Source organism: Plantibacter sp. 2H11-2, assembly GCF_050031945.1.
Classification (GTDB): Bacteria; Actinomycetota; Actinomycetes; order Actinomycetales; family Microbacteriaceae; genus Plantibacter; species Plantibacter auratus.
This window is the reverse complement of sequence record NZ_JBNBBL010000003.1, coordinates 312,128-324,802: the sequence shown is the minus strand read 5'-3', so window position 1 is coordinate 324,802 and position 12,675 is coordinate 312,128. Positions and strand designations below refer to the sequence as shown.

General features: G+C 70.7%; 10 protein-coding genes. 2 read left to right on the top strand and 8 right to left on the bottom strand.

The window, feature by feature from the left end; all coding sequences use genetic code 11:
* Positions 1–30: 30 nt before the first annotated feature.
* The 4 genes from ACQG07_RS09285 to ACQG07_RS09270 form a co-directional block, all read right to left on the bottom strand.
* Positions 31–669: an HAD family hydrolase gene (locus ACQG07_RS09285; protein WP_426738081.1), complete on the bottom strand. Its 639-nt coding sequence runs from the start codon at positions 667–669 to the stop codon at positions 31–33.
* A 162-nt stretch (positions 670–831) separates the two neighbouring features.
* Positions 832–4,212, bottom strand: coding sequence for an ATP-binding protein (locus ACQG07_RS09280; protein ID WP_426738080.1), 3,381 nt, complete (start codon positions 4,210–4,212; stop codon positions 832–834).
* A complete protein-coding gene (locus ACQG07_RS09275) occupies positions 4,209–5,060 on the bottom strand; it encodes a DUF4194 domain-containing protein (protein ID WP_426738079.1) in 852 nt (283 codons plus the stop codon). The genes ACQG07_RS09280 and ACQG07_RS09275 overlap by 4 nt, the downstream gene beginning before the upstream one ends.
* A 1-nt stretch (position 5,061) precedes the next feature.
* On the bottom strand, positions 5,062–6,609 hold the full coding sequence (locus tag ACQG07_RS09270) for a DUF3375 domain-containing protein (RefSeq protein WP_426738078.1): 1,548 nt from the start codon (positions 6,607–6,609) through the stop codon (positions 5,062–5,064).
* A 245-nt stretch (positions 6,610–6,854) separates the two neighbouring features.
* Between ACQG07_RS09270 and ACQG07_RS09265 the strand changes: the two genes are divergently transcribed.
* Positions 6,855–7,538: an esterase/lipase family protein gene (locus tag ACQG07_RS09265; RefSeq protein WP_426738077.1), complete on the top strand. Its 684-nt coding sequence runs from the start codon at positions 6,855–6,857 to the stop codon at positions 7,536–7,538.
* Positions 7,535–8,335: a glycosyltransferase family A protein gene (locus ACQG07_RS09260; RefSeq protein WP_426738076.1), complete on the top strand. Its 801-nt coding sequence runs from the start codon at positions 7,535–7,537 to the stop codon at positions 8,333–8,335. Before ACQG07_RS09265 ends, ACQG07_RS09260 begins: the two co-directional genes overlap by 4 nt.
* 51 nt (positions 8,336–8,386) lie before the next feature.
* Here ACQG07_RS09260 and ACQG07_RS09255 read toward each other — a convergent pair whose 3' ends face one another.
* From ACQG07_RS09255 to ACQG07_RS09240, 4 genes are read right to left on the bottom strand one after another with little or no spacing between them, the layout of a single operon-like run.
* Positions 8,387–9,253, bottom strand: coding sequence for a glycosyltransferase family 2 protein (locus tag ACQG07_RS09255; RefSeq protein WP_426738075.1), 867 nt, complete (start codon positions 9,251–9,253; stop codon positions 8,387–8,389).
* Positions 9,254–9,264: 11 nt separating this feature from the next.
* Entirely contained in the window at positions 9,265–10,251 is a 987-nt protein-coding gene (locus tag ACQG07_RS09250) for a glycosyltransferase (RefSeq protein WP_426738074.1), read from the bottom strand.
* Between the two features lie 44 nt (positions 10,252–10,295).
* Positions 10,296–11,438: a glycosyltransferase gene (locus ACQG07_RS09245; RefSeq protein WP_426738073.1), complete on the bottom strand. Its 1,143-nt coding sequence runs from the start codon at positions 11,436–11,438 to the stop codon at positions 10,296–10,298.
* Positions 11,435–12,571, bottom strand: coding sequence for a hypothetical protein (locus ACQG07_RS09240; RefSeq protein ID WP_426738072.1), 1,137 nt, complete (start codon positions 12,569–12,571; stop codon positions 11,435–11,437). The genes ACQG07_RS09245 and ACQG07_RS09240 overlap by 4 nt, the downstream gene beginning before the upstream one ends.
* Between the last annotated feature and the right edge of the window lie 104 nt (positions 12,572–12,675).

Genomic DNA, 12,675 nt, shown 5'->3' with positions numbered 1-12,675 from the left:
AACGAAGAGAGGGGACCGGCCGATGATCGTTCACGACGGGCTCGCCAGGGCGAACGCTCGCCACGTCCCGTCCGGGGGCACGATCAGGCACGGCATTCCCAAGGCGGCACCGCCGACATCGTCGTGCGCTGAGTCGCCGATCATGAGGCAGTCCGTCGGATCGACGCCGAGCGCGTCCGCGGCCAGTCGGAAGATCCGCGGATCGGGTTTCACGCAACCGACCTCGTAGGACAGGATCACCGCGTCGAATGCAGTGGCGATGCCCCAGCGTTCGAGAGCGGGGCGGATGTCCAGCGCGATGTTCGAGACGATCCCGAGACGCGTCCCCGCTGCGGAGGCCCGGGCGATGAAGTCGGATGCGCCTGCGTTCAACTTCCATTGGTTCGGCATCACCGCGTACAGCGCTTCGGCGACGTCGATCGGTATCGCGTCGTCATGGCTTAGGGTCGAGACGAAGGCGTGCCGATGCGCGGTGGGGTCGAGGTCCCAGTCGAGAGCCGGGAACACCCGTCTGGCTTCAACCCATACGTTTCGGATCCGCTCACGTGAGATCGCCCCCGGTGCAGGCCCACCCGCGAGCAGGTCGCTCGCTTCGTCGATCCAGTCGTCCACCGACCGGACCACCGCCAAGGTGTTGTGGAAGTCGAGGAGCACCGCGGTCGGGCGCACACCCGACGGGCGCGACGGTCGTGCCTCAGCCTGCCCCGTCGCGCGCACAGGCTGACCGGAGGCTCCATCACCGCTGTACTCGCTCATCCCAGCAACCTAGCTCAGCGCCGCGACCGGAGGGATCGATCACCGCGCATGGTGGCGGGTCGGCGGGTCTCCTGTCTATCCGACGCGTTCGAGCGGCTCGACCGGAGCCGACCGTTCGATCTTGGCGACCCAGGCGTGTCGGGTCTCCGGATCCTTCCGGATCGACAGGAGCCGATCCATGTAGGGCTCGAGCGCGGTCACCTTGTCGAGCGGCGCCCCGATCACGAGCTGGAAGCCGAGCCGCAGCCAGGCGACCACCGCGCGGCCGGCGAACTCCGAGTCCGCCTTGATGAAGCCCTCGTCGAGCAGCACCGGCGCGAACCTCGGACGCGGGCGGTCCTCATCACCGAGCTGGTAGCGCAGGGCAGCGCCGACGATGAACGCGACGAGCTCCTGGGTCTCGCCACCGCTCTTGTCGCCGAGCGAGGAGTAGACGCTGACGTCCTGCCCAGACGTGTCGTACCGCACGGCGGTGATCTCGACGTGACGGCGCACGTCGAGCACCTGGTCGCGGGTCGACTGGGACCCGGCACCCGTGTCGCGCATCGACTCCATGAACCGGCGGAGCCGCTGGAACCGGGCCTCCAACTCGTCGTCGCCGAGGTTCGCGGTGACTTCGCTCGACAGCGCGCGCAGCTCGCGCCGGAAGGCGGAGGCCTCCTCGCGATGCACCCGACGGAGGACGATCTTCAGACGATCGTGCGCCGGTCCGAACGGCAGGTCGCGCAGGATGTCGTTGACCGGGACCAGGCGGTCCTCGATCTCCTCGACGGCGCTGTCGAACGCGCTGCTGAGGGGGACCAGGTCCTCACCGCTCCACTGGGACAGCCGGCGGCGCCACTCCTGGCGGCGCTCGGGGAGACCGGTGCCGAGGATGCCGTCGAGGATCGCCCGGTAGTCGCCGTAGGACTCGAGCGTCGTGCCGAGGTTGGGGTCGTGCCAGATCGACTGGTACTGCTCGAACACGTGCACCTGTGCGAGCGCGGCCTGCTCCGCCTGGCGGACGGCCGAGGACAACTCGTCGCCGAGCCGGGCGCGGAGCCGCTTCATCGCATCGCCGAACCCGCCGAGTGACGGCACACCGCCCACCGCCGCGAGGGCGGCTTCGATCCGATCGATGTCGGCGGGGGAGACCTCCTCGACCTCGGAGCGCTCGAAACGGTCGATGACGGTCGTCGCCGCGTCCTGCTGATCGACGAGGACCCCGTGCTCCTCGTCGAGGCGTCTGACACGGTCCTCGGCCGGGAACCGCTCGGCGTTGGCGGCGTCGAGTTCACGTTGGGCGGCCGCCACCGAGCCCTGGAGCTCCTGCAGGACGTCACTGGCGTCGAGCAGACGCTCCAGCTCGGCCGCGGCTGCGTCGCGATGCGCAGCAGCACCAGCGACGTCGATCCTGGCCCACTCGGTGTCGAGACGATACCGGTGGGCGGCCCGCTCGGCCTCACGACGCGACAACCGCTGCTGGATGCCGGCCTGTCGACCGGCGATGACTTCGAGGCGCCCACGGATCTCGGCCGTCTCCGCCTCGATCGACGCGATCCGCGCCTCATTGGTGAAGCCGAGGATCGGTGCACCGCCCGTGTCGCCGTGGGAGCCGCGGCGGCCGTCACGCAGCTGGCCGTTCACGGTCACGCGGCGACCGCCACCCGAGAGCTCCGACGGAGACTCGACGCACCGCGCGTCGATCCGGTCCGAGGTCACGCGCTGCTCGATCCACCTGCTGAACGGCGAGGTGCGGTACGTGACACGGCCGGAGATGAACGCGGGGTCACCCGCGTCTGGGGAGGACGCCTCATGCAGCGGGACACCCTCGAACTGCAGGCGGACCGGAATCCGGACCGCGTCGATCGCGCGGCCGAACGCATCGAGGTGTTCCTCGTCGACGAGGACCGTCCTCGCGAGACCGTGCAGGGTGACCTCGATCGCGGGACGCCAGGCGGCATAGGCGGGAGCGACGTCGATGAGCTCGGCCACGAACGGCAGCTGTTCCGGGTCGAGTCCGGCAGCCTCAGCGAGGGCGAGTCTCGCCCGGTGGAGTCGATCGGGGACCGCGCCGTCACGGCCGCGAAGCGATTGCAGCTCACGGCGGAGTTCGGTGTTGCGCTCCTCGAGGGGGAACGCTTCGCGATGCAGCTGGGCGCGATCGGTCTCGATGGCGTCGAGCGCGGTGTCGTCGTCGGCGAGGAAGTCCTCGCTGCGGCCGAGCGCACGCCGGAACGAGGCTTCGTCCTCGATCGGATCGTCGAGGACCTCGGTGCGCTCGTCGAACAGCGACCTGGCTCGCGCCACCTCGGCGTGCGTCGCCTCCGCGGCCTCACGGCGTTCCTCGGCACGCCGCAGCGCGCTCCCGCCCTGCTCCGACACCTGACGCTCGAGTTCACGGACACGGACACCCGCCGCAGCGGCTCGTGCCCGCGCCGCCTCCAACGTGGCTCCGGCCTCGAGCTTCTCCCGCCGGTTCCTGGAGACCGCTTCATCGAGCAGTGCCTCGTGTGCGCGACTGCGCCAGACGGTGAACGGTGTCGTGCCGTCCTCGGTGAAGCCGAGGCGCTCGAGGTCGGCAGCCGCCCGGTGCCCGTCCTCGTAGTCACGACGCAGTTCGCCGAGCCGCTCGAGCACCCGAGCCTTGCGGCTCTCGGTCTCCATCGCGAGGTACGCCTCGTCGAGCGCCTCGAAGTGCGACAGCGCCCGGTCGGCCGCGTCGTACGTGCTCGGACGCTCCAGCACCATCGACTTGTACAGGCCGTCGACCGTCGGCAGGTGCTGTCCCGCCTGGATCCGGGCCAGCAGACGCATCGCCCGACCACCGTCGCCTCCGGCACCGATGCCGAGACGGGTGTGCAGGGTGTAGGACAGCTCCGCGTAGGTGTCACGGACGACGAATCCGGGGATGCGACTCTGGAGCTCACCGGCGTCGAACCGCTTCGGCACGAATGCCTCGAGGTCCGTGAGCTCGAACGGCCCGTCGACGGTCGCCATCGTCATCGACAGGTCACCGGTGCGCAGCGCACGTCGGGGTACGAGGTAGGCGCGCACGACGGTGAAGCGACGGTCGTCGTCGTTGAGGAACGTCACCGCCACGGCACCCCAGGTGAGCTGATCCGTGCCGCGCAGGTTGATGTCGCGCATCGCCCCGGTCTGCGGGTCCCGTGCCGAGTCGACCTTGCCGCGGAGATACGTGAGCAGGTTGCGCTGGTCTGGATTCCGCGCCCGTCCGACCGCCGCGTCGTTGGAGGCTCCGTTGAACGGCACGTCCGACGGCATCATGACCGCGAGGTACGCGTCCATGAGCGAGCTCTTCCCGGTTCCGGAGGCGCCGGAGATGAGCGTCGCGCGGGAGGCGAAGTCGACCGATCGGTACCCGTCGAACCCACCCCAGTTGATGACCTGCATCCGTTCGATACGCCACTGCTCGACGAGGTCCAGCAGGGTGTCGGTGTCCGTGGAGCGGCTCATCGGTCGTCCTCTGCTGCTGGTGGCTGTGTCCGGTCGTCGGGGGAGTCCTGCGACTCGGCTGCGGTGCCGTCGGGCTCGTCGTCCGAGTCCGAGTCCGCGTGGGCATCGGGTCGCGGCTGCTCCGAGGCTGGATCGACCGCTGCGGTCTGCGTTTCGAGCCACTCCAGGAGTTCCTGGAGACGCTCGAGGGGGAGGAGCGTCTCCACCACCGACGCGATCCGGTGGCGGCGGGCGTCCTTGGTCCGCAGCAGGACCCGCGCGGTCAGCAGCTTGTCGATCGCGCGTTCGACGCGTCCGTCGTCACGGGCGCGGTCGGTGGCGTGCTCGGGGCGGAAGCTCGCGACGAAGCCGAGCAGCTCGTCGTGTTCGACGATCGCGGCTCGTGCGCCGTTGGCCAGTTCGGTCCGGAGACGCGTCCGCAGGTAGACGAGCAGGATCGTCTCCTCGCGGCTGTAGCTGGTGTCGTGCAGCAGGGTCGGGAAGGGACGCCGCCCGCTCTCCGAGCCCGCCTGACGCTTGAAGGCGACCTCGGCCGAGCGGTCCACCTCGAGCTCCAGGAACAGCTCGTTGAGGCGGGACCGCAGCAGCGACTCGGACTCGAGGACCGTCCGCCACTCGGCGGGCTGGAGCGCGGGGCTGACGTAGCGGTGCTTCAGCAGAGCGACCAGCGCACGACGTTGAGCGGCGTCGAGACGTCCCTCGTCCCCTTCGAAGAGGGCGAAGGAGTCGTCATCCGGGCCGGCGACCGGCGCCTCGGCGGGTGCGAAGGCGTCGAGTCCGTCCGTCGTCAGGTCGTCCGACGTCGGGTCGGTCGTCGCCGTCACGGTGGGATCCGTCTCGGAGGTCATGTCATTCCGTTCCGCGCCGGGCCTGGTCGGCCGGAGCAGTGGTCGTGGTCGTCGTGGCTCGCGTCAGCGCTGCGACACCGGCCTCACCGAGCGGGAAGGCCGGGAGTTCGAACGCGGTGGTCGTCCCGTCCGGACGGACCGTCTCGTAGCGGCGGCGTGGTGCCTGCTCGTCGTACGTGCCCAGCTGGGTCATGAGGTGGACGAGGCCGAACAGCTCCACCGGTCGTCGGAGTTCCGGATCGAGCCCGGAGAACGCCGCATGGGCATCCTCGGCACCGGAGGTCACCGCGTCGAGGAGTCCGGCCCGGAGCTCGTCGAGGAGCGGACCGCCCTGCGACCGGAGGGTGTCGAGCGACATCGCCGCGCCGTCGGTCCGTTCGACGGACGTCGCGATCGGCGGCGGAGCGACCTCGACGTCCGGATCGTAGAACCGCTCGCGCAGGTGCTCGATGTCGATGGTCTCCGGGAGGAGCGGCAGGTCGACGGTGGCGCGTGGTCCCGCGGTCCGCATCCAGATGCCGAGGCGCTGGTTCAGTGCTCGCAGGGTCGTGTCGAGTTCGCGGTCCTGCACGACGTCGTGATGCACGATGTGGTCGCGGAGCGTCGCGGTGAGCCGCCGACGCTGCGCGAGGACGTCGTCGATCCCCTGTCGGATGATCCCGACGGCACCCCGGAAGCCACGGAGCTCCGCGGGCCCGAGCCTGGCCGAGAAGGGGTGGTCGAGGATCGTGGAGAGGTCGCGCTTGAGGTCCTGGAGCAGATCGTCGTTGCGGAGGAGTTCGAAAGCGCCCTCGAAGGCCCGACCCTCGGCCGTCGCCGTCATCAGCTCGTCGGTGCGCCTGAGGTAGTCGTCGAGGATCTCGCCGATCGGACGGGTGTCGTTCCGGAAGTCCTCGACGATCCGGCGGTGCATCGCGATGACGGACTCCTCGACCCGGCGGAAGTCGCTCGGGAGCTGACGGATGAGGTCGGCGATGTTGGCGTAACCGTCCTGCATCCGGTCGTCGCTCGCCGCGACGACGGTGCCGCCGGCCGCAACCCGTTCGCGTTCCGCCTGGAGCTCGGCGAGCTGCGCGTCGATGCGACGCAGATGCTCGTCACGATCCGGGTCGGCCTGCAGCGCCCATCGGCGCACGGAGTCGAGGATCATGGTCAGGCGCGACTCACTGATGAGGGCGCGGTCGTGCGCGAGGCCGTCGACGAGCGAGACCGCTTCGAGCGCGTGCGAGGTGAGCGAGTACTGCTCCTCGCCGTCGTCGGTGCTCGTCCGGACGAGCCACTGGTCGTGGACCCACTCCCGGCAGAGGGTCCGTCCGCCACCGCGTTCGTCGCCGCCGGCCGGGATCCGCGCACCACGTGCCGCGAGTTCGCCGAGGTACTCCTCGACCTGCAGATGGAAGCGGTCCGCTGCGACGAACTGGATGTCGCGGCCGAACGTGGTGCGGAAGATCGCGACCACCGCGGGTGCGGTCGGTCGGCTCAGGAGCCGGATCGCAGGACGCTCCAGCGCGTCCCGGACGCGGCCGAACTCTCCGTCGATCTCTCCCACTGCACTCCTCGATCGTCCGGGCACACGAACACCCCGAGGCCACCGCAGCTGCCAGATTATCAGCGCACCGCACCCGAGGTGAGCCACGCCGGGCATCCACGGTCCCGATCCGCCCGGGCCCGGTCCGGCCGCTGTCAAGGTCCAGGGGCAGGCCGGGTGGTCCGGTTACGGTGAGGACATGGGAACAGAGCGATGCCCCGAGGTCCTGCGGGGAGACGGTTGAGCCGCGCGAACGGGGATCGTCGGTGATCCGTTCGGCGCTGCGGACCCTCGGGTGGTGGGCGCGCGACTACACCTACGCACTCGTCTGGCAGGTCCGGGCCTTCGTCAGCCGCACCGACCCGCACGACTTCCTGTCCGGCGACCGGTCACCGATCGTCGTCCTCCCGGGCGTCTATGAGACCTGGCGGTTCCTCGAGCCGCTCATCCGCCGACTCCACGACGACGGACACCCGGTACACGTGATCGACCCGCTCGGACGCAACGACCGCTCGGTCCCGGTGGCGGCACGACTCGTCGCCGACTACCTCGAGGCGAACGGGCTCGGCGACGTCGTCCTCCTCGCGCACAGCAAGGGCGGGCTCGTCGGCAAGTACGTCATGTCGCTCGGCGGCGGGGGAGCCCGGATCTCCGGGATGCTCGCGGTCGCGGCGCCGTTCGCCGGATCGCGGTACGCGAGGCTCATGCTCCTCCCGAGCCTGCGCATCTTCACCCCCGACGACCCGACGATCCTCGCGCTCTCCCGAGAGGCGACCGTCAATCCGAGGATCGTCTCCGTCTACGGGCGCTTCGATCCGCACATCCCGGGCGGCAGCCGACTCGACGGCGCCAAGAACGTGGAACTCGACACCGGCGGCCACTTCCGCATCCTCGCCCACCCGCGGGTGTTCGCGGAGGCACAGCTGCTGGCGGATGGGCGAGACGCATGACGGTCGAGACGCTCGAGACCGCGGCCCACCCGCTCGTGACCGTGGACGTGGTCGTTCCGGTCAAGGACGACGCCGCACTCCTCCGACGATGCCTGCGCTCGCTGCGCGCGCAGCACACCGGACCCGCATCGATCATCGTCGTCGACAACGGCAGCCGCGATCGCGCCGAGGTCGCGGCCATCGCCGAGCGGTACGACGCGGTCCTCATCGATGAGCCGATGCCCGGCATCCCCGCGGCGAACGCAGCCGGCTTCGACCACGCGACCGCGACGGTCGTGGCGAGACTCGACGCGGACTGCGTGCCGCCACCGGACTGGGTGACCCGGATCACCGACGCGTTCGCGATGGATCCGGAGTTGGAAGCGCTCACCGGCCCCGCCGTCTTCATCGACGGTCCGCGCCTGCTCCGTGCACCGCTCGCCGGCCTCTACCTCGGGGCGTACCGGCTCTTCGTCGGGGCCGCCCTCGCCCAGGTCCCGATCTTCGGGTCCAACTGTGCGATCCGGCGCACGACGTGGGGCCAGATCGCCGAGGCGGTGCACCGCGAGGATGCGGAACTGCACGACGATCTGGACGTGTCGACACACCTGGGTCTCCACCGACGTGTGCGCTACGACCGGTCGCTCGGGATGGGGATCTCGATGCGCCCGTTCACCGATGCCGGTTCGCTCGCCCTCCGGATGCGTCGGGGCTGGACCACCCTGCGTGTGCACTGGCCCGAGGACCTGCCCGCCGTCCGGTGGTTCCAGCGCAGCACCCGGCTGCGTGGCGGTTCACCGGGAGCGCTTCGTCGCTGACGAGTGACGCCCCTGGCAGTGGCCGACGAGACGGCACTGCCCCGTCGACCGTTACGCGCCGGAGCCCGTCGCGACCGCGCTGGTGGCCGCGGTCGACGGGCTGTTCGGGCCGGTCGGCTGAACGCGGACCCAGTCGTCACCCGCCCGCCGGACCGCGCCGGCCTGAGCGAACGCCTCCAGCCAACCGGTCATCGGCCAGGTTCCCCATCGGTCGGCGAACCGTGCGCCGTTCCGGAGGATGTCGTCGAAGTGCTGCCATGGCGGGCGCTGTGTCTCGTGGTGCTGGTGATAGGCGTGGGCGCCTCCGACCCACACGAGGGGCGTCCCCGCGGCGCTCAGGGCGAACGCGAAATCGGTGTCCTCACCGCCGTACCCTTCGTACCCCTCGTCGAAGCCTCCGCTCCGGGACCAGGTCGACGCACTCGTCGCGAAGGACAACGACCAGAACAGCGGGTACTCGTCCTCGGAGGCGACGCGCTCCGCGCCGTCGTCCGGGTTCGGTCTCGCCGCATGCGGTGCCGTCGCCGCCGCCAATGCGCGGCGGTCGGTGACGTCCACGCCTGGCTGCAGGTAGGTCACCGGGCCGCAGAGGACGGTGCCCGGGTGGCGATCGGACGCCTCACGGTATCGGTCGAGCAGGGCCGGCCCGGGGACGCAGTCCGCGTCGAGGAACACGATGAGGTCTGCACCACGGTCGATGGCGAGCGCTGCACCGGCGTTCCGGCCTGCCGCGAGACGGAGTCCGTCGGACCCCGGTGGAAGGTGGACCGTCAGCTCCGCGTCGAGGGTCGGGGGTGCGTCGTCGCCGATCCACACGACGAGTCGCTCCACCGCGTCGCCCGAGGTCGGTATGGACGCCCCGACGGCCTCGAGCTGCCGTTCGAGGTGTCCGAGTCGGGGGCGAGAGCACAGGGTCACGACAGACGTCCTCATCGCCCACCCCCTGCAGGATCGCCGGCCGCGACCGCTTCGATGGCCTCCGCTGCTCGTCGGGCGGCACCCGCAACCTGCCAACGAGACCAGTCGGGACGGAGCTCCGAGGCCCGGTCGAGGATGCCTGTCCAGTCCGCGGCGTCGGGCCAGGACGACCGCACGACCGCCAACTCGCCCGCTTCGAGGGCACGGGCGGTGGACACCTGCTCGTCGAACGGGCGCTCCTGTGGGACCACGACGGCCGTGACGCCGGCCGCGGCGAGATCGGCGACCGCGTTCTGACCGGCCCACGACACCACCACTTCCGCCCGGCAGAGGGCGTCCCACGGGTCGTCGGTCCAGACGGACCCGGCACCGGTGCCGAGCGAGGTCCAGTCGCGACCGCTGGCGTAGGCGGCCTCCTCCACGGCTTCCTGCGACACCGAGGAGCCGCCGGCACCGGCGAGGAGGAGCACTCCACTGCGCCCGGCTACCGCGGCCGTCCGCTCGCGACCCTCGAAGCGACTGATACCGCCGGTGTACACCACCTTGTCCCGTACGGGATGGAGGTGCTCCAGCTGCAGCACACCGTGAGGCCATGGGGCGATGATCGTCGACGCCGCGCGGAAGGCGAGCGCGTGCGGTTCGTCGTCGCGGTGGCCCGGCTGTGCCATGACGACGGTGGGGACGCCGAGCAGGCGTGCGAGGAGCACCACCTCGACGGAGACGTCCACCACCATCGCGTCCATCTGCTGCTGCGCGAGGGCGGCGGCGATGGTCGCAAGACGAGCACGGTGACCGGCGTGACCGAGCGGCGCCCAGTGCAGCAGCCCCTCCGCGGTCGGATCGCAGTCGTCCGGGGGAGACGCACCTTCCGGCACGTCGTCATCCCGGTCGAGCACCACCCAGGAACAGTTCGAGGGGAGTCCCATCGGCGCCGGGAACGAGCTGAAGCAGACGATGTCGGCGTCGAGGTGGGGTGCGACAGCGAGCAGACGCGTCACGTGCCCCCGTCCGTGGTGATGCACGTACCAACCGATGCGGGGCCTCACGAGGTGAACTCGTCGACGCGACCGGAACCGAGCACGGGCGAGTCGCCGAGGAGCGCGGCGAAGTGCTCCTCGAGCCGGCCCACCCTGGCGTTCAGTGAGAACCGCGCGAGGGCGGATGCCCGGATCGAGGCGCGGAACCCCCGGTCGAGCTCCGACTGCCGGATCAACCCGTCCACGCGGTCCGCCATGGCCGCCAGGTCTCCTGGTGCGACGACCTGCATACCGACGCTCGCCTGGGCGATCTCGGGCACGCCGCCGACGGCGAAGCTGACCACCGGGGTCCCGGTCATCAGCGCCTCCGGTGCGACGAGACCGAACGGCTCGGCCCATGCCGGCGTCGAGACCGCTGCCGCGCTCCGCCCCACGAGCGTGGCGAGTCGCGTCGGGTCGAGCGGCCCGACATGTCGGACGTCACGTCCCAGCAGCGGCGACAGCACGCGCTCGGCGTACACCGGATCGCCCACGCGACCGGCAATGACGAGCCGTCGCCCCAGTCGACGGGCGACGTCGACCGCGAGGTGCGGAGCCTTCTCCGCGACGACCCGTCCGAACCACACGAGGTCGTCACCGCCTCGGCCTGCCCGCCAGGCATCCGGATCGATGCCGTTCAGGAGCACCTCGGACTCGACACCGGCCGTCGCCCAGGTGCGCTTCGTGAACTCGCTCACCGCCAGGAACCGGCTGCCGTCGGAACCGGCCCGGTTCGCGGCAGCGGCGACGGCCTCGTCGACCGGCGTGTGCAGGGTGGTGATCATGGGGACGCCCAGCTCTGGTGCCAGTTCCACCGGGAGCGCGTCCAGGCAGTGGTTGGACACGACGTCGTATCGCCCTGGCCGAGCGGCGATCGCCTCGAGCGCGCGGCGCAATGCCGGGACGGATCGGGTCAGGTGACCGGGGGGATACCGCTCGTCGTCGGGGGAGGACCAGCGCGGCCACCGCAACTCCGGCAGTTCGAAGACGCTGCCGCGCTCGACGAAGTCGGACCCCCGGACGCCGATGAACGTCACCTCGTGACCTCGTGCGCGCAGTGCGTTGACCTCCGACCACACGGCGGATTCGAGCCCGCCGGCGTGCGGGCGACGGATGGGGAAGCGCAGCGGGGCGATGACGACGACGCGCAGTCGTGGACCGGCCGTCACGAGGCGCGCTCGGCGATGACGCGGCGGTACAGCTCGGCGTGCGCTGCTGTGCTGACGGCGTCGTCGACGTCGCGCCGGGCGCGGCGCTCGGCGACGGCCGTGATCCGGTCGGAGGAGCCGGCACGGGTCGTGCCGTCCGCGTCGAGCAGCGCGCCGATTGCACGCTCGAGTGATGCTCCGTCCCCGAGGTCGTAAGCGGAGACGGTGCCGTCGGGATGCTGATCGAGGTACGCCCCGACTCCGGACGGGACGGCGACGGACACGCCGAGATCCCAGCAGAGTTCGAGCCAACCCGAGTGCGTGCCGTGCCGGTAGGGGAGGAGACAGACGTCCAGGCGGCTGAGTGCGATGGCGAGTCCGAGGTCGTCGAGACGCTCGTGCTCGATGAGCAGCGCCGCTTCCGAGCTGCTGACAAGCCGTCGGACGGCCTCGCGTGCCTCCGGATCGCGGACCGCATGGTGCATCCGGACCTCCGCGACGACGTCCGCTCCACGGCGGCGGAGGCGTTCGACCGCGTCGATGAGGGTGGTGACGGCACCGACCGCGTCGACATTGGGACGCAGGTCCTTCAGGTGGACGCCGACCCGCGTCTCCGCCGACGGCAATACGAGCGGAACCGTGACGTCATCCGACAGGAGCGACGGGTGCGGGATGACGACGGCGTCGCGGCCCCAACGTTCCCGGATGCCGGCGGCGGCGCCAGGGGTCAGGGTGATCAGGGCGTCTGCTCCACGGACGAGCTCGTCGAGCTGCCGGTCATAAGCGGCCTGGTTGTCGAGCTGCGGGTGTTCAAGATCGTGCACCGTGTACACGACCGACCAGCCGACCTGGTGCGCCGCCTCGGTGCACGCGGTCACGTGTCCGGGTGGGAACGACTCCGTCCCGAAGTGGATGTGCAGCACGTCGGCATCGACGGCGTGGTCGTGGATCCAGTCCGGATCGAGGGCGGCGGGCGGCCACCAGACGCCCGATGGCGCTCCGTCGACCGGTGGATCGCTCAGCACGTCGATGTCGGGCGAGGCGGTGATGCGGCCGACGTAGGGGTGCGCGGCCGGGATCGAGACGACGCGGATCGGACGAGATGCCGGGTCGGCAGCTCGATCGGTGGCGTGCGACATCACGGTCGACTGCATGGCGGGATCCCCTGTACGGATGCGGGCGCGAGACGCGCGGACGGGTCGGCACGATACGGGCGCCGTCCTCCGAACATAGGTCCGACGAAGAGAGTGCCCGCGAC